20 protein-coding genes are annotated in these 21597 nt (G+C 67.4%); 15 read left to right on the top strand and 5 right to left on the bottom strand.

Annotated elements, in window-relative coordinates; genetic code table 11:
* Window positions 1-101: 101 nt before the first annotated feature.
* Complete coding sequence (locus IBX18_RS33090) at window positions 102-332, bottom strand: hypothetical protein (protein ID WP_194837433.1); 231 nt, start codon at window positions 330-332, stop codon at window positions 102-104.
* A gap of 194 nt (window positions 333-526) precedes the next feature.
* On the opposite strand from IBX18_RS33090, the gene hrcA reads away from it, so the two are divergent.
* The 3 genes from hrcA (at window position 527) to IBX18_RS33075 (ending at window position 3592) form a co-directional block, all read left to right on the top strand.
* On the top strand, window positions 527-1558 hold the full coding sequence (hrcA, locus tag IBX18_RS33085; RefSeq protein ID WP_107660156.1) for a heat-inducible transcriptional repressor HrcA: 1032 nt from the start codon (window positions 527-529) through the stop codon (window positions 1556-1558).
* Window positions 1559-1699: 141 nt separating this feature from the next.
* Window positions 1700-2851 (top strand): molecular chaperone DnaJ, encoded by a 1152-nt coding sequence (gene dnaJ, locus IBX18_RS33080; protein ID WP_107654897.1) that lies wholly within the window; start codon window positions 1700-1702, stop codon window positions 2849-2851.
* A complete protein-coding gene (locus IBX18_RS33075) occupies window positions 2852-3592 on the top strand; it encodes a 16S rRNA (uracil(1498)-N(3))-methyltransferase (protein ID WP_194837432.1) in 741 nt (246 codons plus the stop codon).
* Between the two features lie 9 nt (window positions 3593-3601).
* Here IBX18_RS33075 and IBX18_RS33070 read toward each other — a convergent pair whose 3' ends face one another.
* Window positions 3602-4819, bottom strand: a complete 1218-nt coding sequence (locus IBX18_RS33070; RefSeq protein ID WP_194837431.1) for an MFS transporter — start codon at window positions 4817-4819, stop codon at window positions 3602-3604.
* A 141-nt stretch (window positions 4820-4960) separates the two neighbouring features.
* Between IBX18_RS33070 and IBX18_RS33065 the strand changes: the two genes are divergently transcribed.
* The 6 genes from IBX18_RS33065 to era all read left to right on the top strand — a co-directional run bounded on the left by IBX18_RS33065 (window position 4961) and on the right by era (window position 10396).
* The gene (locus IBX18_RS33065) at window positions 4961-5896 is read left to right on the top strand and encodes a LysR family transcriptional regulator (RefSeq protein ID WP_194837430.1); all 936 of its coding nucleotides are present in this window, start codon (window positions 4961-4963) and stop codon (window positions 5894-5896) included.
* Between the two features lie 129 nt (window positions 5897-6025).
* On the top strand, window positions 6026-7117 hold the full coding sequence (locus IBX18_RS33060; RefSeq protein ID WP_373889250.1) for a PhoH family protein: 1092 nt from the start codon (window positions 6026-6028) through the stop codon (window positions 7115-7117).
* An 85-nt stretch (window positions 7118-7202) separates the two neighbouring features.
* Window positions 7203-7757, top strand: coding sequence for an rRNA maturation RNase YbeY (gene ybeY, locus IBX18_RS33055; RefSeq protein ID WP_014982750.1), 555 nt, complete (start codon window positions 7203-7205; stop codon window positions 7755-7757).
* Entirely contained in the window at window positions 7754-9112 is a 1359-nt protein-coding gene (locus IBX18_RS33050) for a hemolysin family protein (RefSeq protein WP_194837429.1), read from the top strand. Before ybeY ends, IBX18_RS33050 begins: the two co-directional genes overlap by 4 nt.
* Complete coding sequence (locus IBX18_RS33045) at window positions 9109-9486, top strand: cytidine deaminase (protein WP_194837428.1); 378 nt, start codon at window positions 9109-9111, stop codon at window positions 9484-9486. Before IBX18_RS33050 ends, IBX18_RS33045 begins: the two co-directional genes overlap by 4 nt.
* Window positions 9479-10396 carry a GTPase Era gene (era, locus tag IBX18_RS33040; RefSeq protein WP_194837427.1) on the top strand — a complete coding sequence of 306 codons (918 nt, stop codon included), beginning with the start codon at window positions 9479-9481 and terminating at the stop codon, window positions 10394-10396. Before IBX18_RS33045 ends, era begins: the two co-directional genes overlap by 8 nt.
* Window positions 10397-10430: 34 nt before the next feature.
* On the opposite strand, the gene IBX18_RS33035 is transcribed toward era, so the two are convergent.
* On the bottom strand, window positions 10431-13541 hold the full coding sequence (locus IBX18_RS33035) for an NACHT domain-containing NTPase (protein ID WP_194837426.1): 3111 nt from the start codon (window positions 13539-13541) through the stop codon (window positions 10431-10433).
* A gap of 329 nt (window positions 13542-13870) precedes the next feature.
* Here IBX18_RS33035 and IBX18_RS33030 point away from each other — a divergent pair, with 329 nt between their 5' ends.
* Window positions 13871-14920, top strand: a complete 1050-nt coding sequence (locus IBX18_RS33030; RefSeq protein WP_194837425.1) for a hypothetical protein — start codon at window positions 13871-13873, stop codon at window positions 14918-14920.
* Between the two features lie 848 nt (window positions 14921-15768).
* Here the strand turns inward: IBX18_RS33030 and IBX18_RS33025 are convergent.
* On the bottom strand, window positions 15769-17214 hold the full coding sequence (locus tag IBX18_RS33025; RefSeq protein WP_194837424.1) for an amidase: 1446 nt from the start codon (window positions 17212-17214) through the stop codon (window positions 15769-15771).
* 315 nt (window positions 17215-17529) lie between these two features.
* Here IBX18_RS33025 and IBX18_RS33020 point away from each other — a divergent pair, with 315 nt between their 5' ends.
* Together IBX18_RS33020 and IBX18_RS33015 are read left to right on the top strand one after the other, a co-directional pair.
* Window positions 17530-18396 carry an alpha/beta fold hydrolase gene (locus IBX18_RS33020; RefSeq protein WP_194837423.1) on the top strand — a complete coding sequence of 289 codons (867 nt, stop codon included), beginning with the start codon at window positions 17530-17532 and terminating at the stop codon, window positions 18394-18396.
* Window positions 18383-18982: a TetR/AcrR family transcriptional regulator gene (locus IBX18_RS33015; protein ID WP_107654909.1), complete on the top strand. Its 600-nt coding sequence runs from the start codon at window positions 18383-18385 to the stop codon at window positions 18980-18982. Before IBX18_RS33020 ends, IBX18_RS33015 begins: the two co-directional genes overlap by 14 nt.
* Before the next feature lie 24 nt (window positions 18983-19006).
* On the opposite strand, the gene IBX18_RS33010 is transcribed toward IBX18_RS33015, so the two are convergent.
* Window positions 19007-19387: a DUF1870 family protein gene (locus IBX18_RS33010; RefSeq protein ID WP_159080204.1), complete on the bottom strand. Its 381-nt coding sequence runs from the start codon at window positions 19385-19387 to the stop codon at window positions 19007-19009.
* A 141-nt stretch (window positions 19388-19528) separates the two neighbouring features.
* On the opposite strand from IBX18_RS33010, the gene recO reads away from it, so the two are divergent.
* The 3 genes from recO to IBX18_RS32995 are packed head-to-tail and all read left to right on the top strand — an operon-like array spanning window position 19529 to window position 21575.
* Window positions 19529-20281 (top strand): DNA repair protein RecO, encoded by a 753-nt coding sequence (gene recO, locus IBX18_RS33005; RefSeq protein ID WP_135235594.1) that lies wholly within the window; start codon window positions 19529-19531, stop codon window positions 20279-20281.
* A gap of 50 nt (window positions 20282-20331) precedes the next feature.
* Window positions 20332-21150 (top strand): isoprenyl transferase, encoded by an 819-nt coding sequence (locus IBX18_RS33000; RefSeq protein WP_194837674.1) that lies wholly within the window; start codon window positions 20332-20334, stop codon window positions 21148-21150.
* Window positions 21147-21575, top strand: coding sequence for a YbjN domain-containing protein (locus tag IBX18_RS32995; protein ID WP_194837422.1), 429 nt, complete (start codon window positions 21147-21149; stop codon window positions 21573-21575). Before IBX18_RS33000 ends, IBX18_RS32995 begins: the two co-directional genes overlap by 4 nt.
* Window positions 21576-21597: the final 22 nt, after the last annotated feature.

The following is a 21597-nucleotide window of genomic DNA, read 5'->3' as shown; positions in this document are numbered from 1 at the left end:
TGCCGGGGGCCGCAGGTCGACGCTGCGGCTCCCGGGCTTGATCGCGTGGGCGTATCGGTTGACCTCACCCCGCCGCATCCGCTGGGGCGCCGACGAGCCGTTTACGAGGCGATCACCCCGCTCTGCGGCCAACTCTTCTCACGGTGGGCCTGGCCGATGATCCGTCCGGCGGCGGCCCGAAAGATCCCATCCTCCGCTTGGTCCGTCCGGACGGTCTCGTGCGCCTTGTCGATGATCAAGGTGCGATCGAGGTTCTCCCGATCGCCCCCGAACTCGTACTCGACCTCGCTCGGGTCATCCCTGAGCTGGTTGTAATAGATCAGCAGCGCCATCGTCTCCCCGTTCCGCCACCAGTATCGACCGCAGTCCAGTTCTCCCACCCGTGGCGCGCAAGCGGCGATTCGGGTATAGGCAATTAGACTGGTTAACCAGACGGACCGGGATTCGCAGGAAGTTGTGCGATGTGGCGGGTTCGCCGACGGCCTACGGCGGCGTACCCGAGGACGGAAGCGAGGAGGTGGGGCCGATGTCGAGCACCGAGGACAGGCGGTTCGAGGTCCTGCGCGCGATCGTCGCGGATTATGTCGCGACCAAGGAGCCGATCGGGTCGAAGAGCCTGGTGGAACGGCACAATCTGGGTGTCTCCAGTGCAACAGTGCGCAATGACATGGCGGTGTTGGAGGCCGAGGGCTACATCACGCAGCCGCACACCAGTTCCGGGCGGATCCCCACCGACAAGGGCTACCGGCAGTTCGTGGATCGAATCGCCGAGGTGAAGCCGCTGTCGGGGGCGGAGCGGCGGGCGATCATGGAGTTTCTGGAGTCGGGGGTCGACCTCGACGACGTGCTGCGCCGCGGTGTACGACTGCTGGCCCAGCTGACCAGGCAGGTTGCGGTCGTCCAGTATCCGTCGGTATCCGCGTCGACGGTGCGGCACATCGAGGTGGTCGCGTTGAATCCCGCGCGCCTGCTGCTCGTGGTGATCACCGACACCGGCCGCGTCGACCAGCGACTCGTCGAGCTCGGCGCGCTGATCAACGACGACGATCTGGCCGCACTGCGCGGCATGCTCGGCGGCGCGATGGACGGCAAGCGACTGGCCGCGGCGTCGGCGGCGGTGGCCGAACTGCCCGAGCAGGCGCCGCCACGGTTGCGCGATGTGCTGATCCGGGTGTCGACGGTACTGGTCGAGACGCTGGTGGAGCATCCGGAGGAGCGGCTGGTGCTCGGCGGCACCGCCAACCTGACCCGCAATGCGGCCGACTTCGGGTTCCCCGGCTCGCTGCGTGACGTGCTGGAGGCGCTGGAGGAGCAGGTCATCGTGCTCAAGCTGCTGGCCGCCGCGCAACAGCCCGGCACCGTGACGGTGCGCATCGGCGAGGAGACCCAGGTCGAGCAGATGCGCGGTACCTCGGTGGTGTCGACCGGCTACGGCACGTCGGGGGCGATCCTCGGCGGCATGGGTGTGCTCGGCCCCACTCGGATGGACTATCCGGGCACCATCGCCTCGGTCGCGGCCGTTGCCCGCTACATCGGTGAGGTCCTCGCCGAACGCTGACGGCTCCGATGCCGCTGATACGCTCGTAGTTCCGGCCGGATAAAGTTGAGTGCATCCGACTAATGCTGTCGATCAGCATGCGGTTGGAGCGGTGAAGCACCGTCGGCACTGTCGAGAACGACCAAGGACTAGAGAACTCAAGTGGCACGGGACTACTACGGACTGCTCGGCGTCGCGAAGAACGCGACCGACCAGGAGATCAAGCGCGCCTATCGCAAGCTGGCGCGGGAGCTCCATCCCGACATCAACCCCGATGAGACGGCGCAGGCCAGGTTCAAGGAAGTGTCTGCCGCCTACGAGGTGCTGTCGGATCCGGAGAAGCGACGCATCGTCGACCTCGGCGGCGACCCGCTGGAGTCCGGTGGCGGCGGTGGCGGGTTCTCGGGCGCCGGTTTCGGCGGACTCGGGGACGTGTTCGAGGCGTTCTTCGGCGGCATGAATGCCTCGGGTGGCGCGCGCAAGCCGCGTGGCCGGGTGCAGCCCGGCGCGGACTCGCTGCTGCGGACCCGGCTCAGCCTGGCCGAATGCGCCGTCGGCGTGACCAAGCATCTCACCGTGGACACCGCGATCCTCTGCGACGTGTGCACCGGCGCGGGCACCAACGGCAAGTCCAAGCCGGTGCGCTGCGAAACCTGTGGCGGCGCAGGCGAAGTGCAATCCGTGCAGCGCTCCTTCCTCGGCCAGGTGCTCACCTCGCGCCCCTGCCCGACCTGCCGCGGCGCCGGCGAGACCATCCCCGATCCGTGCCACAAGTGTGGTGGCGACGGCCGGGTGCGCGCCCGTCGCGAGATCGCCGCGCCGATACCGGCCGGTGTCGCGAACGGCATGCGGGTGCGGCTCGCCGCGCAGGGCGAGGTGGGCCCCGGTGGCGGGCACGCCGGTGACCTGTACGTCGAGATCGTCGAGCAGCCGCACGACGTCTTCGTCCGGGACGGCGACGACCTGCACTGCACCATCCGCGTGCCGATGGTCGACGCCGCGCTGGGCACCACCGTGGTGATCGACACCATCCTGGACGGCCCCACCGAGCTGACCATCGCGCCGGGCACCCAGCCGGGCGAGGTCTCGGTGCTGCGTGGCCACGGTATGCCGCGGCTGCGGTCCGGCGCGCGCGGCGACCTGCTCGCGCACCTGGACATCGTGATCCCCGCCAAGTTGGACAGCAAGCAGACCGACCTGCTGCGCAAGTACAAGGGCATGCGCCCGAGCGAGCGCGCCGAGGTCATGTCCACCCAGTCCGAGCACAACAGCGGCCTGTTCGCCAGGCTGCGGGCCTCGTTCAGCGGACGTTAATTGGCCGCGACGGTCTTCTACCTCGACGAGGTGCCCGAACCGGGCGCCGTCGCCGTGCTCGACGGCCCGGAGGGCAGGCACGCCGCCACGGTGCGCCGCATCCGGGTCGGCGAGCCGATCACCCTGTCGGACGGGCGCGGTGTGCTCGCCGAATCGGAAGTGGTTGCAGCGCAGCGTGATCGGCTGGATCTACGAGTCTTGAATCGCGCTGTCGCGCAAGCCGTCTCGCCGCGCGTGACGGTCGTGCAAGCGTTACCGAAATCGGACCGCTCGGAGCTGGCCGTCGAGCTGATGACCGAGGCGGGCGCCGACACCATCGTCCCGTGGCAGGCCGCTCGTTGCATCGCGAACTGGGAAGGCAAGGCGGGCAAGGCCGTTGACAAATGGCGCGCCGCCGCACGCTCGGCCGCCCGGCAATCCCGCCGCGCCTACATCCCCGAGGTCGCCGATCTGCATCGCAGTCGCGATCTCCTCGAGTTGATCCGTAAAGCCAAGGCGGACGGCGCAATCGTTGCGGCGCTGCACGAATCCGGTGCGGGCCGTTTCACCGAACTCTCTTTCGCGGACGTGCCCGAAGTAGTGCTGATCGTCGGACCCGAAGGCGGCCTCGACAACTCCGAGCTGTCTGCACTGTCCGAGGCCGGTGCCGACATCGTCCTGCTCGGCCCGACCGTGCTTCGTACCTCTACCGCGGCAGCCGTCGCCCTGGGCGCACTCGGCGCGCTGACGCCTCGCTGGTAGCGAACGACATCAGGCCTCTACACGGAGGTGCTGAGCCCGAAACGTCAAGGTGGACACCAGGATCAACGCCACCGTCAGCAGACCGGCAACGCAGACAACGAGTCCCGCCCACCCGTGATGGGTATAGGCAATACCCGCTGCACCGCCGACGACACCGCTGCCCACATAGAACGAGAACAGATACAGCGACGAAGCAGCGCCCCGATTCCCGGATGCCAGCACGCCGACCCAAGCGCTAGCCACGGTGTGTGCGCCGAAAAAGCCTGCCGTGCACAGGGCCATGCCGAGGATCAGAGTCACCAGATTGTCGGGCACGGTCAAGACCAATCCCACGCCCATGAGCAGCACCGTGCCGCCGAGCACCCGATGACGGCCGACGCGATCCGCCAGCCGCCCGGCAACCGTCGCCACCGCAGTGCCCGCGAAATAGAGCAGAAACACCAAACCCGCTACCGCATCGGGCAATTCGAACGGCGGCTGCGTCAGCCGATAACCGAGAAAGTTGTAGAGCGAGACGAAACCACCGACCAGCACCAGCGCCAGCCCGAACAAGGCGAGCAGCCCGCGATGGCGTAGCTGGAGGGCGAGATCGCCCAGCACGGTACGGATTCCGGCGGGCCGGGCGACGAAACCACGCGACGGCGGCAGACTGCGGACGAACCACACCGTGCACACCGCGGCGGCCACCGAGATGACCGCCTCGGCCCAGCGCCAGGAGCCCAGACCGAGCACGAACCCCGGAATCACTCGGCCGACCAGCCCGCCCATGCTGGTCCCCGCGATATAGACACCCATCGCGGCCCCGAGCCCCGACGTGCCGATCTCCTCCGCGAGATAGGCCATCGCCACGGCAGGCACCCCGGCCAAGGTGAGCCCTTGCAGCGCTCGCCCGGTCAACAGCACTTCCAGCGACGGGCTGAACGGCAGCAACAGGCCGATCACCGCCGACCCGACCGCGGAAACCATCATCACGCGGGTGCGGCCGATCCGCGAGGACAGCGCGCTCACCGGAATGATCGCCAGCGCGAGAAACCCGGTGGTGAGCGAAACCGCAAGCGCGGCATGGGCCGGGGTCGCATCGAAGGCGGCGGACAGGCTGGGCAGCAAGGCCTGTGCGCTGTACATCGTCGCGAAGGTGGCCAAGCCCGCCGCGAACAGCGCGGTGGTGATCCGGCGCTCGTGGGTCGTGCGGCCTGCGGCGGCGGGCCCGGTCTTCGTCGAGGTCATGGCTTTCAGGATCGCGAGCGAACCCTTCCGAAGGGAAATGAATAATAATGGTCGAGTTGATGCGCTGAGCGCATATAGGGAGAACAGCCCATGCCGCTCTCAGCTGCGCTGTGACACGTGTCACCGGAAAGGGCGGGCCCCATGCTGAGCGAAGACCTCGAATGGTTCATCATGCTCGCCGAACTGGAACGCGTCGGCGCGGCCGCCGAACGCCTGCACCTCGCCCAGCCGACCCTGTCCCGGATGCTCGGCAGGCTGGAGCGCAGGCTCGGCGTCGAGCTGTTCGACCGCCGCGGCAAACGCATCATCCTCAACGAATTCGGCCGCATCTATTACGAACAGGCGCGCCGCGCGCAATCCGAACTCGACACCGCCGCCAAGTCCATCGCCGATCTGAACAGTCCCGCCAACGGTGTTGTGCGCCTGTCTTTTCTGCATTCCTTCGGCGGCTGGCTCGTCCCGCAACTGGTCGGCGAATTCCGCCGCGGCTCGGCCAGAATCACTTTCGCATTGCGCCAAGGACCCGCCGAAATGGTGGCCACCGATGTGCTCGACGGAACCTCCGATCTCGGTATCGTCTCGCCGCGCCCGAGCGTGGCGGGCATCGGCTGGCGCGGCCTGCTGCGGCAGCGGCTCGCGCTGGCCGTGCCCGCCGATCATCGGCTGGCCGGCCGCAGACAGGTGCGCCTCGTCGAGGTCGCCGACGAGGACTTCATCGCCATGCATCCCGGCTTCGGCATGCGCCGCATCGTGGACGAATTGTGTGCCGCCGCCGATCTTCGTCCGCGCATCGCCTTCGAGGCCAGTGATCTCGTCACTGTCGCGGGCCTGGTCGCCGCAGGTCTCGGCGTCGGGGTGCTGCCGGAGGAAGATCTCGGTCCGGCGAGCGCGGTCCGGGTGACCGGTGCGAAGGCGGACGGACGGCTGGCCGGGCCGGTGCTGATCCCGCTTGCGGACGCGGGTGCCACCCGGGAAGTCGGGTTGGTGTGGTCGGCCGCGAGGTCTGCGCCTGGGGCCGCGCGACGCTTTCGTGATTTCGCCGAGGGTTGGGCCCAGCGCCGCGGGGGAATCCCGTGAAGACCCGGTCCCTCCGTTAGCGGCTTATTCACTGGGCGGTGTCGGTGGGGCGCGTTAAACTTTCATCAACACAGCAGCACGTCGAGACCGGAAAGCAGGCTGTAGCCACTTTTGAGAACACAAGGCGAGATCGGCGACCCGACGACATCCGCAACAGGTATCGGCGCCGACGAAACCAGCTCGGGTCCCGCAGCACGCACCGTGCGTTCCAGTATCGAACTCGCTCCCGAATCCGTGTTCCCGTTCCTTGGTTCGGCCGACCAGAACCTGCGTGAACTCGAACAGCTGCTCGACGCGGACATCCACGTCCGCGGCAATTCCGTCACCCTCACCGGCAAGGCGGCCGACGTCGCCCTCGCCGAGCGGGTGATCGAACAGCTCGTCGCGCTCACCGGCCGGAACCGAGTGGTGACCCCGGAAGCGGTGCGGCACACCGTGTCGATGCTCACCGAGGGCTCCTCCGAGTCCCCGGCCGAGGTGCTCAGCCTGGACATCCTGTCCCGGCGCGGCAAGACCGTGCGGCCCAAGACGCTGAACCAGAAGCGCTATGTCGACGCGATCGACGCCAACACCATCGTGTTCGGCATCGGCCCCGCAGGCACCGGCAAGACGTATCTGGCGATGGCCAAGGCCGTGCAGGCGTTGCAGACCAAGCAGGTCACCCGGATCATCCTCACCCGCCCCGCGGTGGAGGCGGGGGAGCGGCTCGGCTTCCTGCCCGGCACGCTCAACGAGAAGATCGACCCGTACCTGCGCCCGCTCTACGATGCGCTGCACGACATGATGGATCCCGAAGCCATTCCGAAGTTGATGGCGGCCGGCGTCATCGAGGTCGCGCCGCTGGCGTACATGCGTGGCCGCACGCTGAACGACTCGTTCATCGTGCTCGACGAGGCGCAGAACACCACGGCCGAGCAGATGAAGATGTTCCTCACCCGCCTCGGGTTCGGTTCGAAGATCGTGGTGACCGGCGACGTCAGCCAGGTCGACCTGCCGACCGGCGCGCGGTCCGGGCTGCGCGCGGCCAGCGAGATCCTCACCGACATCGACGACATCCACTTCTCGTACCTGACCAGCAGCGATGTGGTTCGGCACCGGCTGGTCGCGGACATCGTCGACGCCTACGACCGGGCCGAGTCGGAGACCAGGCCGCAGGTCGGCCCGCACTATCCGGGCAACCGGGCCCAGCGTCGCGCCGCCAACCGCGGCGACCGGCGCTGAGCCGCGTGCTCGACACCGTCCGGCTGACATCCCGCGACGCCGGGTGTCAGCCGGACGGCAGCATGCCGTGACATAGGCTGACCGGGTGAGTATCGAGATCGCCAACGAGTCGGGTATCGACGTACCCGAAGAAGATCTGGTCAGTGTCGCGCGCTTCGTGATCACCCGGATGGATGTGCACCCTGCCGCGGAACTGTCGATGGTGCTCGTCGATCTCGACACCATGGCAGACCTGCACATGCGCTGGATGGACCTACCCGGCCCGACCGACGTGATGTCCTTCCCGATGGACGAACTCGAGCCGGGCGGGCGCCCCGACAGTCCCGAACCCGGCCCGTCCATGCTCGGCGACATCGTGCTGTGCCCCGAGTTCGCCGCGGGCCAGGCCCGCAAGGCCGGTCACTCGCTGGACCACGAACTCGCGCTGCTCACCGTGCACGGCGTGCTCCACCTGCTCGGCTACGACCATGCCGAGCCGGAGGAGGAGAAGGAAATGTTCGCGCTGCAGGCCCGACTGCTCGAAGAGTGGTACGAGAGCCTGCGCGAAGCACAGCGGCGGGCCGAACTAGCCGCCCGCGACGCCAGGCTGCTGGGGAAGGCGGGCTTCACCACACCTGGTGACGCATTAGGACCCGCGTGAGTTCGCTGACCCTGATAACTTTTGCCGTCCTGCTCGTCCCGGTCGGCGGGGTCTTCGCGGGCGTCGATTCGGCGTTGAACACCATCTCGCCGGCCCGCGTCGACGATATGGTGCGGGCCGATCGGCCCGGCGCGGTACGGCTCAGCAAGATCGTCGCCGACCGCGCCCGCTACGTGAATCTCATGGTGCTGCTGCGCATTCTGTGCGAAATCGGCGCCACCGTCCTGCTCGCCGCGGCACTGATCTCGGTCTGGGACGACAATTGGGCGCTGCTGGTCACCGCCGCGGTGATGGTGCTGGTGTCCTATGTGGTGATCGGGGTCGGCCCCCGTACCCTCGGCCGCCAGCACGCCTACTCGATCGCCTTGGCCGCCGCGCTGCCGTTGCAGTTCATCGGCGCGCTGCTCGGCCCGCTCAGCCGGGTGCTCATCCTGCTCGGTAACGCGATCACGCCGGGTAAAGGCTTCCGCAACGGCCCCTTCGCCTCCGAGATCGAGCTGCGCGAAGTGGTCGAGATGGCCAGCGAGCGCGGCGTGGTGGCCGACGACGAACGCCGAATGATCCAGTCCGTCTTCGAACTCGGCGACACCGCCGCCCGCGCGGTGATGGTGCCGCGCACCGAGATGGTCTGGATCGAAGCGGACAAGACTGCGGCACAGGCGATGTCGCTCGCGGTGCGATCCGGGCACTCGCGTATTCCGGTGATCGGCGAGAACGTCGACGACATCCTCGGCGTGGTGTACCTGAAAGACCTTGTGCCGTACGCGGAACGGAGTCGCAAGGTGCTGGTGCGCGAGGTGATGCGCCCGGCCGTGTTCATGCCCGACTCCAAGCCGCTGGACAGCCTGCTCGACGAGATGCAGCGCAGGCGCAACCACATGGCGTTGCTGGTCGACGAATACGGCGGCATCGCCGGGCTGGTGACCATCGAAGACGTGCTCGAGGAGATCGTCGGCGAGATCGCCGACGAATACGACACCGACGAGACGCCGCCCATCGAAGACCTCGGCGACGGCCGCTATCGCGTTTCGGCGCGCCTGCCGATCGAAGACCTCGGCGATCTGTACGGGCTCGACATCGAGGAAGAAGACGTCGACACGGTCGGCGGGTTGATGGCGCACGAGCTCGGCCGGGTGCCGCTGCCCGGCTCGAAGGTCGTGGTGCACGGGTTGATGTTGCGTGGCGAGGGCGGCGCGGACACCCGAGGGCGGGTGCGGGTGCACACCGTGGTGGTGCGCAAGGTGACGGACAAGACGCAGAACGCCGACGGCGAACAGCCGAACGGCAAACACAAGGGCAATGGATCGGATCGGGAAGTCCCGGCCGGTCGACACGAGGACGGAGACACCGAATGACCGAATTGGATCCCGAGGACAACAAGTTACTGGTGCTGGCGCGCGGCGCGATGGGCCGCACCGGCGGCACCAGCGGCGCGGCGATCCGCGACACCGACGGCCGCACCTACGCGGCGGGCGAGGTGAGCCTGACGGCGCTGCGCCTGACCGCGCTGCAGTCGGCGGTCGCGGCCGCGATCTCCAGTGGCGCAGAGGGATTCGAGGTGGCCGTGGTGGTCGGCGGACGGTTGTCCGATTACGGGGTCACGGCGGTGCGCGAAGTGTCGCCCGAAGCCAAGATCATCTTCACCGACCGCGACGGTGCGGTATTCGAGATCGTCGACGACTCGCAGCTCGCCGTCGACGCGGAGTCGGCCGAGGTGCACGGTGGCTGACGGCCAGGGTAACGCCGAATTCCGTTCCGGCTTCGTCTGTTTCGTCGGCCGCCCGAACACCGGCAAGTCGACGCTGACCAATGCCCTGGTCGGCCAGAAGATCGCGATCACCTCCTCGCGCCCGCAGACCACCCGGCACACCATCCGCGGCATCGTGCACCGCGACCACGTCCAGCTCATCCTGGTCGACACCCCCGGCCTGCACCGCCCGCGCACCCTGCTCGGCCAGCGGCTGAACGACCTTGTGCGCGACACGTATTCGGAAGTCGACGTGATCACGCTGTGCGTGCCCGCCGACGAGAAGATCGGTCCCGGCGACAAGTGGATCGTGGCGCAGATCAAGCAGATGGCGCCCAAGACCACCGTGCTCGGTGTGGTCACCAAGATCGACAAGGTGAGCCGGGACCAGATCGCCGAACAACTCCTCGCACTGTCGAACCTGCTCGGCCCCGACGCCGACGTGGTGCCGGTGTCCGCGGTCAAGGGTGAGCAGATCGAGGTGCTCGTAGACGTCATCGCCTCGAAAATGCCGGAGGGGCCTGCGTTCTACCCCGATGGGGAGCTCACCGACGAGCCCGAGGAAACCCTCATGGCCGAGCTCATTCGCGAGGCGGCGCTGGAAGGTGTTCGGGACGAACTGCCGCACTCGTTGGCGGTGGTGATCGAGGAGATCCTGCCGTACGAGGAGCGGGAGGACATGCTCGATGTGCATGCGATTTTGTATGTGGAGCGGCCCAGTCAGAAGTCGATCATCATCGGCAAGGGTGGAGCTCGGCTGAAAGAGGTCGGGACGAATGCTCGCCACCAGATCGAGCATATTCTCGGGACGCGGATCTATTTGAACCTGCATGTGAAGGTGGCCAAGGATTGGCAGCGGGATCCGAAGCAGTTGGGGAAGTTGGGGTTCTAGTAGTCGGGCGACTACACGGTGTCGCCCGTCGGCATCATCGTTCGCGTCGTCGCCGTGGCATGGTCGTCACGATCAATCGTCGGGGTGCCTTCGGCTGCGGGATGGATGTCAGATCAACCGTGCGGCCATCTCGCCCGGCGCAGTCCTGCAGCGAAATCATCTTCAACAGCGGGAAATCGCCGAACGGTGCGAGGTCGTCCGGAAGAGTGACCGCGGACAGCTGCAGTGATCGGAGCCGGGGCAGCGTGGCGGCGAGGGCGGGCAGCTTGTCGATGAGATCACAATCGGCCAGCGTCAGCCGTTCGAGGGGCAATCCTCGGCCGACTGTGGTGAGTGCGGCGGGTGCACCCTCGCCGCTGAGACTGAGCTTGCTCAGTCCGTGATCCACGAGGCAGGTCAGGTTGTATCCCACCGGAACCGGCTCGAGGCCGAGCGATCGCAGCTGAACCGGTAGCGATGCCGCGGCCAACTGCGGCAGCGACTTCCAACCAACCAGCTGCAGGCGGCGCAGGCCGGTGCACGCTGCCAGCCCGTCCAGGCCGTCGAGCACTGCCTGATGGTCATTCGTGGCGAGCACCAGCCCGCGGAGGTAACCGAGGTCGCGCGCAGCGGCCAGCGCCCGCAGATCATTTACTCCGGTCAGCCGGAACAACGAGAGCAGAGGGGCCGCCGGCAGTCCGTCAGCTGCCAGCGTGCCGATGCTCGAGGGGAATTCGACGATCAGGGATCGAAGGTTGTCGAGCCGAACGGTGGGCTTCCACTGGCGCGGACGAAACAGCCAGAGATCGAGACCGGGCTCTGGCGGAAAATTGGCGAGTACTTCATCGGCGTACTCGGTCGGGTCGTAGTAGTCCCAGGTGTTGATCAGCTCCCGCTGTATCTCTTCTCGAGTGTCCTTGGTGTAGCTGCCCAGCAACCGCAATGAGGCAGGCCCGCCGATGAGCGCCGCCGTTCGTACCGTCGTCATCGCGCTCACATCGGGAAGGTCGTCGAGGTGCTTCGGCAGATATCGCAGCAACGGCTCGCCGACGGCCACGAGCGAAGCAGCCTCATCGAGGTCCTGCGGCGGGACGAGCCCGGCGATCGTCTCGTCCAGCCGCTGGGCCAGTTCGCCCGAGAGCGACTCGATCGTTTCCCAGCACGACGCGGCCAGCAGCCGCAGGTGTCGCTCGTTACGGTCGTCGTCGGTCGCGCGGTCGAGCAGGCCGGTGATCAGCTCACCGCGCTGGCTGCTGTTGGCGTGGCCGGCTGCCATGATGACCGTGTCGTGCCATACGTCCAGATGAGCGCGTCCGACGAGGTTGCCGATGCGGTCCTGCGCGGCGGCCTCCGCTGCCGCGAGGTATTCCTGAAAAGTTCGGTGCACGAAGTCGATTCGGCCGTCGGCAGGGGATCTCAGGATGCCCGATCGATTGAGCAGGTAGTCCAGCACGTCCCGCGGATCGACCGCCAGATGGCGCATGGACGCGATCTTCGTGGTCACATACCCTGCGGCCCTGTCGATGTCGACTTCATTGAGATTGTTGTCCGACAAACGCCATGCCAGATCGCGGAGCACGGTGACCTTGTCGGTCAAGCTGAGCGAAGCCCCTTGCGCGCTGGGAATATGCCGCTCCGCATCGCGCCGCTGCACCAGGAGATCGACCGCGATCTGATACAGCTCCATGCGATTGCGCGGCAGCTGTCGCTTACGCCGCAGGTGCAACGAACACAGCATCGCGGCAAGAAGCGGGTTGGCGGCCAATGCCTGCAGATGTGGGCGATCCCGGATACTGGCGATCAGGGCGCGTTCGTAGTCGGGCAGTTCCGTCGGTGCGCACGGCAGACGCTGACCGCTCTCGCCGACGGCTTGATGCCATTGGCGGACGAAGGCATTCAGATCCGACTGTGTCATTCGTTCGAGCTCGACCGGCGTGAAATCGGTAGTGGCGAGCCAATCATGGTGGGCGGCAGCTGGTCTGGAGGTAACCACCATTCTGGTCAGCGGGTAGGCGTTGAGTAGCAGAGTGATCCACTGCCGGACCTTGTCGCGATCTGCGGGAACGAGTTCGTCCACGCCGTCGACCAGCAACAGGATCTGACCGCTCGCCAGTTGACGATCAACCCAGGCCTCGGGCATGTGACTCGTCAGTGGCCCCGCCGCGTCATCGAGCAGCTCATGCAGCTTGGGCAGCTCGCGAGCGGTGTAGCTGCGCAGCCTGAGCAGCACGGGGACCAGCCCATTCCACGCGGCGAGGTCGCCGGTGAACGTCGCACGGGCCGCGGTGACCGCCAACCAGCGCAGCAGCGTTGTCTTGCCCGATCCGGCTTCGCCGCGGAGCAGGATCCGCAGCTTTCGGCTCAAAGCTGCTTCGACTCGTCCGCCGCCGAGTCCTTGTTCGTCGGCTTGGCGCCTGTCACCGAACCACAGGTAGTTCTGGCCGACCACTCGCAGACTGACGTAGGCAACGGAAAGCTTTGTCCGCAAAGGCTGTTCGACCGCGAAACTGAACAGCTCGACCTCGTCGAGGGTCCGGCTGATCAGCTCGAGATACTCGCGGCGAAAGGCGGCGTCGTGGTCGCTGCCGTCCGGTGCGTACAGCGAGCGCTTGGGCAGTCGCTCGAGGACCTGCTCGACGTCACTACCCAATCGGTCGACGCGCCTGAGCAATTCGGGCACGGCCCGCTCGACGAAGACCGGCAGGTGGCGCACGATCTGCACATAACAGTCGCAGCATTCCGCGACGAGCTGTTCGTACAGCGCCGATCCGGCGGCGCTGAGCCAATCCGGTGTCGGCACGGTTTCTCGCATCCGCCGGGCCAACTGTGCCGGGTCGGCATTCGACGCGAAGATCGCGGCATCGGACAGATCGGCCTTCTCGAAGGTGTCCACCACCGCATCGACGACCGCCGTGTGCTCACCTTCATCCATCCCGCGGAACTCATGGGCGAGCATGGGTTCGAGCCGTTCGGCCACCGCGTCCGCGATCTGTTCGAACTGTCGCTTGACGCTGCGCTGTGGGCGAAAGCCAGGAATGTGGCGCCGGATCAGGTCGTCCATCTCGGAACGCCGGGCTTGGTCGCTTTGCTGCTTCGCCAGCAGCAGCTGCGCCGCTCGCCCCACCAGCGCGGTACCGAGCCTGACCGCAACGAGTTCCGCGCTCATGTGCCCCCTGTCGCAAGGATGCGCTGTCCGATCCACCTCGTAGCCCTCGATGATGCCACCGCTGTCCGACACCGCGAGCGAACTGCGGAGAATCGCGGCCAGAGCGGTCCTTTCGGCACCCCGAGCCAGACGATGGACACATCGGCCACGACCGGATGGGTGGCCCGTCGCGCCGCTCCAGTGTTTGCACACCAACCTCACGGGGTCCGTTGGACGGACCGAAACGTGTCCTCCGAGGCTGGTCGACCGCCAGTCTGGAGGGGTGTTCCGCCGACGCGACAAGTCGGATGGCTCGATCCGTAAGTCATGTCAGATGGGGAGGATTCGTTATGGGCAATGTCAACGGCGATTCGACGGTCACCGATGTGCCTGCCGTGGCCGGTGCGCACAATGCCGCGGGGGTCGGTGTTCAAGGAACCAGCAGTACTGGATTCGGGGTTCGTGGCGATGGTCAGGGTCCAGGTGCCGGGGTCGTCGGTGTGAACAATTCGGCGGCCCCCGGTGGTAATGGTGGGTGGTTCGAAAGTGCTGAGGGGGAGGGGGTTCGGGGTTGGTCGAAGAATCCGAATCATGGCGCCGTGGTGGGCGTCAACACCGGCGGCGGTGCTGCGGTTTACGGTCTCAGCAACTCGGCGAACAGCATCGTCGGTGAAAGCCAGGGCGCGGGCGCCGGTGTCGTCGGGGTGAACAATTCGGCTGCTCCTGGTGGTAATGGTGGGTGGTTCGAAAGTGCTGAGGGGGAGGGGGTTCGGGGTTGGTCGAAGAATCCGAACCATGGCGCGGTGGTCGGGGTCAACACCGGCGGCGGCACCGCCGGATTCTTCGAAAGTGCTGAGGGCGAGGGCGTTCGGGGCTGGTCGAAGAACCGGAACCACGGTGCGGTGGTGGGAGTCAACACCGGCGGGGGTGATGCGGGTTTCTTCGAGGGCACTGTGTACGTCACCGGAAATGTCACGGTCAGAGGCGATCTCATGCTCGAAGGCGCGGACTACGCGGAGGCGTTGACCACGACCGACGCTACCGTCGCGGAGGGGCTGGTCGTCGTGCTCGGTGCGGACGGCGAAGTTCACCCGTGCACCCGCGACTACGACACGACCGTGGCAGGCATCGTATCCGGCGCGGGCGGCGTGAAACCGGCCATCGTGCTCGACCGGCAGGACAACAGCGCGCACATCGCGCTGATGGGCAAGGTGTGGTGTGCGGCCGATGCCGACAGCGCACCCATCCGACCCGGCGACCTGCTCACCACATCGGCAACACCCGGTCACTGCCGCCGAGTCACCGAACCCGCGCGCGCATTCGGCGCGGTGATCGGTAAAGCGCTGACCTCCCTGGCCGACGGTCGAGGTTTCGTCCGAGTCCTCGTCAGCCCGCGCTGACGCGGCGGTGAATTTGTCATGACCGCATTGCTTGAGCCGCACAAAATTCGTCCCGATGGGTCCCAGGCGGGAGCGGCGCGGGTGCGGGTGGGGCGCGGGTGCGGCTGCGGGCTGCAGGTGCGGGCTCGGGCTGTGGGTGCGGGTCGCGGTACCGCGAGCGACCCCGCCCCAGCATGACCGCCGAACCCCGAAATCCGCACCTTTTCTCGGGATCTGCACTGACTTGGGGGCCCTAGAGTGAGTGCGGATCCCGGAAGAGAGTGCGGCATTTTCATCTCGACGGTTAGTGCCGAACTGTGGATCGCGAATCTGGTGGGCCGTGCTGTGCTGGCCTGCGGGGTGTTCTCGCTTCGAGGGTGGCGGCGGGGTGCGGGTGCCGGGGCGGGAGCGCGAGCGGGTCGCGGTACCTCGAGCGATCTCGCCCCAGCATGACCGTCGAGCCCCGAAATCCGCACCCTTTCTCGGGATCTGCACTGACTTGGGGGCCCTAGAGCGAGTGCGGATCCCGGAAGAGAGTGCGGCATTTTCATCTCGACGGTTAGTGCCGCGCGGTGGATCGCGAATCTGGTGGGCCGTGCTGTGCTGGCCTGCGGGGGTGTTCTCGCTTCGAGGGTGGCGGCGGGGTGCGTCCGCGGGGCGAAAGCCACCATGGTTTAGGCCGCGCCTGCGTGCTGCCATGGTCATGGCATGACCGGCGGCGGGCGTGAGCGAGACCGCCACCATGGTTGGGCCGCGCCTGCGCGCGGTCATGGGTCTGATCTGACTGGCGGCGGGCTTCAGTGAGACAGCCACTATGGTTGGGCCGCGCCTGCCTGCGGTCACGGGTCTGACCTGCCCGGCGGCGAGCTTCAGCGAGACAACCACCAACGGCTGGGGCGTTTGCGTTCCCAATGCAGCTCCGACTCCAGTTGCGCCGCAACTGAAATCAGCAGCGGCTCGGTGGCTGCCGTGCCCATCAGCTGGGCGCCGACCGGCAGTCCTGCCTCCGTGAACCCGGCGGGTACGTTCACACTCGGCCAGCCGAGGACGTTCCACGGCCAGGTGTAGGGGCAGGCGGCCGTGATGAGGTTGTTGGTGGCGTGCACGCCGATACCGTCGATGTCCTCGGCGCGCGGGGGAGGTGTCGCGGTGGTGGGCGCTAGAACGAGGTCGTAGTCGTGGAAGAAGCTGCCGATGCGCTTGTGTAGCAAGGGTTCCGCTTGGCGGGCGGCGAACAGGACGGGTCCGTCGAGGAGTCTGCCCAGTCGGGTATTGGCGATCGTGCGCGGATCTACCTGGGCGCCAGGGAATTTCCGATGTGCCGCGCGGATGCCGGCCATAGAGCGCGGCAGGAACGACGCGCCGATCAGCAAGCCGTAGTGCAGGTCTGCGACGGTCACGGAATGGCCCAGTTTGCGCAGAGTGTCGCCGACGCTTCGCACTGCCGCCGCTACCTCGGGATCCAGCGCGGTCCTGGTCGCGGTGAACGGAGTGCGTAGCGAGAGTGCAATACGCAGTCTGCCGGGATCGCGGCCGACGGCTGCGCTTGCGGAAATCGGTGCGGGAGTGTGTAAATCGCCGTCGTGCGGTCCTGCGGCCACGTCGAGCAGCAGGGCCGCATCGGCGACGGTGCGGGCCAGTGGCCCGTTGACGGTGAGTCCGTAGAACGCTTCGGCGTGCGGCCAGGTGGAGATCCGGCCGCGCTGCGGTTTGATGCCGACGAGGTTGGTCCACGACGCGGGGATGCGGATGGAGCCTGCACCGTCGGAACCCAGTGCGGCAGGGACCAATCCAGCTGCGACGGCCGCCGACGATCCGCCGGAGGAGCCGCCGGGCGTGTGGTCGGCCGACCACGGGTTGCGGGTATGTCCGAAGGCGGCCGCGCTGGTGAACGGCAGTTGTCCGAGCTCGCAGGTGTTGGTCTTGCCGACGATCACCGCGCCGGCCGCGCGTAACCGCCGAACCGATTCGGCGTCTTCGGTTTTCGGGGCGAAGCTGCCGCCGCAACCGAATGCCGTCGGCTCACCGGCGATGTCGGTATCGTCCTTCACCGCGACCGGTACGCCGAGCAGCGGTAACCGTTCGCCTGCCGCGAGGCGCCGGTCGGCGTCGGCCGCCTCGACGAGCGCGCGTTCCCGGCGCACGATCCGAAACGCGTTGAGCGTCGATTGCGACGCCTCGATGCGATCGAGGACTGCGCTGACGGCGGCAACGGAGCTGAGCGTGCCCTGCGCGAGCGTGGCGGCATAGTCGGCCAGCCCGAGGTCGCCGGTCTGCGTCTCGGACGCCTGCCGAGTGGGATCGGGCACCGTCATCGTGAGCTCCCTCTCTTCTCTTCGCACTTTCGGAAGACGGTATCGCGCACCTGGTCAAGTGACTAGTTCGTCTGTTGGGGCCCGCTCCCGTCGCCGCAACAACGATTCATGTCGGCCGCCGAGATGGGTGATAGCCAGGCGGTCGGCCCATCGGCCATCCCGCCATCCAGCCGAGGCGGCCAGTCGGCTAGCCAGGTGGCCGGCAGGCCAGCCAGCGAACGGCGTTGCTGATTTCCGCTGGCCAGCGGGCAGGACTATAGACATACATACGGAATGTATGTAAAGCTCGACGCACCGCAACATTCTGGAGGAACGATGGGAATCAGCACCGAACTCGGCCCCACCCACGAGGTAGACCTGCCCGGCGGCCGCATCCGCTACCACGACACCGGCCAGGGCTCCCCGGTCGTTTTCGTCCACGGCCTGCTCGTCAACTCCGACCTGTGGCGCAAAGTCGTCCCCGGCATCGCCGCCGCAGGCCACCGCTGCCTGACCCCCGACTGGCCGCTCGGCGCCCACCAGATCGCGATGCCCGATGCGGACCTGACCCCGTCCGGCGTCGCCGACCTCATCGCAGCCTTCCTCGAGCGACTCGACCTGCAAGACGTCACCGTGGTCGCCAATGACACCGGTGGCGCGATCACCCAGGTGCTGATGACCCACCACCCGGCCAGGATCGGCCGCGTCGTGCTCGCCGCGGTCGACAGCTACGAGGGCTTCCTCCCGAAACCGTTCGCGCTGCTGTCCTGGCTGGCGAGGATTCCGGGTTCGATGCGCCCGGTCATCGAGTTGGCGCGCATCCGCGCGCTGCACCAGACGCCACTGGTGTTCGGGATGGTCGCCAAGCGCCGGGTGCCGCCGGAGATCGCCGACTCCTATCTGGCGGGCCCGCAGCAGTCCGGCGCCGTCCGTAAGGACCTGCGGCTGTTCCTGAAGAACGCGCACCGGCGCTACACGCTGGAGGCCGCGTCCCGCTTCCCGTCGGTCGATATCCCGGTGCTGCTGGTGTGGGCGCGCGAGGACAAGATTTTCCCGATGTCCTACGCCGAACGCCTGGCCAGGGACCTGCCGCATGCGACATTGCAGGTTATCGACGACTCGTACACCTTCCTGCCGGAAGATCAGCCCGAGTTGCTCACCGAGTCGATCCTGGAGTTCACTCGGCTGCATGCCACGCCGTAGCCAGGAGGACCGCTCCCGCACCACCAGGGCCGCGCTCGAACAGGCCGGACGTCGCCTGTTCACCGAGCGCGGCTTCGCGGCCACCTCGGCGGAGGAACTCGTCACCGAGGCCGGGGTCACCCGCGGTGCGCTGCACCACCACTACGGCGACAAGCGCGGCCTGTTCCTCGCGGTGCTGGAACAGATCGAGGTGGAGACCACCGAGGAGATCGAAAAAGCCATCGGCGCAGTCGATCCCGACGATGTGATGGCCGGGATGGCGGTGGGCCTCAGCGTTTTTCTGGAGATCTGTCAGCGCCCCGCCATGCTGCGCATCGCGCTCACCGACGCGCCCGCCGTGATGGGCTGGCAGGCCTGGCGCGAATTCGAGAACCAGCACGGCCTCGGCATGATCACCGCGCAGTTGGAACGCGCCCGCGCCGCGGGTCTGATCGCCGACGCCCCCATTCAGGTTCTTGCCCAGTTATTGCTCAGCGCGCTCACCGAGTCGGCCTTGATCGTCGCGCACGCCGACGACCCGGACCGTGCCCGCGCCGAAGCCCAGCAGTCGGTGCTGCTGCTCATCTCCGGCATCGTGCGGACCTGAATCCGCTCGCGCGAAAGCCTCGTTCTACTCCACGAATTGCAGCTCTACCTGCGGTAATTCGACCATGACCCGGGCGCAGACGGCCCGATGCCAGGTGGCCGGATAGCGGGTGTCCGGCTCGTGCCTGCAGTAGTCGTCGTTGGTCCGATAGGTGTGCAGGCGCGGGGAGATCTCGCCGGCGCCGATGGCGTCGACCATCGCCTCGACGACCTGTTCGGTCTCGTCGGCGATCTCGGCAAGCTCGCGGGCCGCCGTGTCCGGGATCTGGAAGGCGCCCCGTTCCCACCGTTCCACGGTGCGTTCGGCGACGGCGAAGAGCCGGGCGCACCAGGGCACCGGCAGACCGAGTAGTTCGCGAGTGGCCCGGAACCCGGCGGCGGTTCCGGTACCAAGTAGGTCGTCCAAATCCGAAAACCCCTCCCCAGCAGTGCGGTAGAGAAAAAGGATAGGTCAGTGCGCCGACCCGCATGGGGGATTCGTCGGGGAAGTGGCAGAGGTGATGCCGCGCCTGCCGAAGGCTGTCGGGTCCTCGTGCGAGGATGAGGCGTGCGTTTGTATCGAGATGTGGCGGTGGTGGTACGCCAGCACAAGCTGGGCGAGGCGGACCGCATTGTCACGTTGCTGACGCGCCAGCACGGATTGGTGCGCGCGGTGGCCAAGGGAGTGCGCCGCACCAAATCGAGGTTCGGGGCCAGGCTGGAGCCGTTCGCCTACATCGACGTGCAGCTGCATCCGGGACGCACGCTGGACGTGGTGACCCAGGTGCACACCGTGGAGGCGTTCGCCGCCGACATCATCGACGACTACGGGCGCTACACCACGGCCTGCGCGGTGCTGGAAACCGCCGAACGGCTGGCAGGCGAGGAGCGCGCCCCCGCGCCGCGACTGCACGCGCTCACCGCGAGCGCGCTGCGCGCCATCGCCGCCAAGCAACGGCCCCACGAGCTGATCCTGGACGCATTCCTGTTGCGCGCCATGGGTTTCGCGGGCTGGGCGCCCGCGCTGGACGAATGCGCCAAGTGCGCGACGCCGGGCCCGCATCGGGCGTTCCATGTCGCGGCCGGGGGAGCGGTGTGCGTGCACTGCCGCCCGCCGGGTGCGGCGACACCGGCCGCCGGGGTGCTCGATCTGCTCGTCGCGCTGCTGCGCGGGGAATGGGCCTACATCGAGACGGTGCCCGACGGGGTGCGCAGGCAGGCCAGCGGCCTGGTCGCCGCGCATCTGCAATGGCACCTGGAACGGCAGTTGCGGACGTTGCCGCTGATCGAGCGGTCGAGCCCGGTGCGCTCGCCCGCCTGATCCCCGGGTGGGCGGAGACCTTCACAAGGCCTCCACAACCATCAGGCAGGATAGGGGCCGTGATCCTCCGCCGAGACTCCTCCACCGCGACCAAGTCGGGCGCACCCCGCACTGTTCGTCCGCCCTCGCAGCACCCCTCGGGCGCGCGTCCGCCGGAAATCCCGGCCGTGCTGGTGCCCAAACACGTCGCGCTGGTGATGGACGGCAACGGCCGGTGGGCACAGGAACGCGGACTGCCGCGCACCGCGGGCCACGAACGCGGCGAGGCCGTGCTGATGGACACCGTCGAGGGGTGTATCGAGATCGGCGTGAAGTGGCTCTCGGCCTACGCCTTCTCCACCGAGAACTGGCGGCGCAGCCCCGAGGAGGTGCGCTTCCTCATGGGCTTCAATCGCGACGTGATCCGCCGCCGCCGCGACGAGATGAATGAGATGGGCGTGCGGGTGCGCTGGGCCGGGCGGCGACCTCGGTTGTGGCGCAGCGTGATCAACGAACTCGAGGTCGCCGAGGAGCTCACCAAGGACAACACGGTGATGACCCTCACCATGTGCGTCAACTACGGTGGACGCGCCGAAATCGCCGACGCGGCAAGGGAAATCGCGCGACGGGTGGCGGCGGGGGAGATCGACCCGGAGAAGGTCACCGAGGCGACGCTGGCGAAGTACATGGACGAGCCGGACATGCCGGACGTGGATCTGTTCCTGCGTCCCTCCGGTGAGTTCCGCAGCTCGAACTTCCTCATCTGGCAGTCCGCCTACGCCGAATACGTCTACCAGGACACCCTGTTTCCCGATTTCGACCGGCGCAACCTGTGGGCCGCATGCCTCGAGTACGCTTCGCGGGACCGCCGGTTCGGCGGCACGAAATGAACGGCGGCGCGGACATGGAATCATCGGTGACCCCGGAACACGAACTGCAAGCCCGCGCAGGCGCCTGCCTGTCGCTCTACGACATCGACGTGCGCGTCGACCCCGAAGGCTCGATCGGGTTCGAGTACGAGGGTGCGCTGTGCTCGCTGCGCGCGGTGAACCTCGCGCCTGGCCTGGACGTGCTCACGCTCACCTGCGTGCTCGCCTGGGACCGCCCGATCAAACCGCAGCTGCACAAGCGGGTGGCCGAGCGGAACAACGCACTGCAGTTCGGCTCGCTCACCGTCATCGCGCACGACAAACTCGCCGACATCATCCTGCGCTACACCTTCCCCGCCGCCGGACTCGACGACCAAGCGCTGGCCACCATGCTGGTCCTCGTGCTGTCCGGCGCCGGGCGGGCTCGCCAGGGTCTCCTGCCCTGACCCCGTAAGTGCCGCTGTGCCA

The sequence above is a fragment of the Nocardia sp. XZ_19_369 genome (assembly GCF_015355715.1).
Lineage (GTDB): Bacteria > Actinomycetota > Actinomycetes > Mycobacteriales > Mycobacteriaceae > Nocardia.
Note: the sequence above shows the minus strand (reverse complement) of the source record. Positions and strands in the feature narration are given on the sequence as shown.

What these genes read in the sequence shown, in the direction of transcription:
- IBX18_RS33090 (WP_194837433.1), bottom strand. Translation starts at nt 332, where the DNA reads ATGGCGCTGCTGATCTATTACAACCAGCTCAGGGATGACCCGAGCGAG.
- hrcA (WP_107660156.1), top strand. Translation starts at nt 527, where the DNA reads ATGTCGAGCACCGAGGACAGGCGGTTCGAGGTCCTGCGCGCGATCGTC.
- IBX18_RS33070 (WP_194837431.1), bottom strand. Translation starts at nt 4,819, where the DNA reads ATGACCTCGACGAAGACCGGGCCCGCCGCCGCAGGCCGCACGACCCAC.
- IBX18_RS33065 (WP_194837430.1), top strand. Translation starts at nt 4,961, where the DNA reads ATGCTGAGCGAAGACCTCGAATGGTTCATCATGCTCGCCGAACTGGAA.
- IBX18_RS33045 (WP_194837428.1), top strand. Translation starts at nt 9,109, where the DNA reads ATGACCGAATTGGATCCCGAGGACAACAAGTTACTGGTGCTGGCGCGC.
- IBX18_RS33035 (WP_194837426.1), bottom strand. Translation starts at nt 13,541, where the DNA reads ATGAGCGCGGAACTCGTTGCGGTCAGGCTCGGTACCGCGCTGGTGGGG.
- IBX18_RS33030 (WP_194837425.1), top strand. Translation starts at nt 13,871, where the DNA reads ATGGGCAATGTCAACGGCGATTCGACGGTCACCGATGTGCCTGCCGTG.
- IBX18_RS33025 (WP_194837424.1), bottom strand. Translation starts at nt 17,214, where the DNA reads ATGACGGTGCCCGATCCCACTCGGCAGGCGTCCGAGACGCAGACCGGC.
- IBX18_RS33020 (WP_194837423.1), top strand. Translation starts at nt 17,530, where the DNA reads ATGGGAATCAGCACCGAACTCGGCCCCACCCACGAGGTAGACCTGCCC.
- IBX18_RS33015 (WP_107654909.1), top strand. Translation starts at nt 18,383, where the DNA reads ATGCCACGCCGTAGCCAGGAGGACCGCTCCCGCACCACCAGGGCCGCG.
- IBX18_RS32995 (WP_194837422.1), top strand. Translation starts at nt 21,147, where the DNA reads ATGAACGGCGGCGCGGACATGGAATCATCGGTGACCCCGGAACACGAA.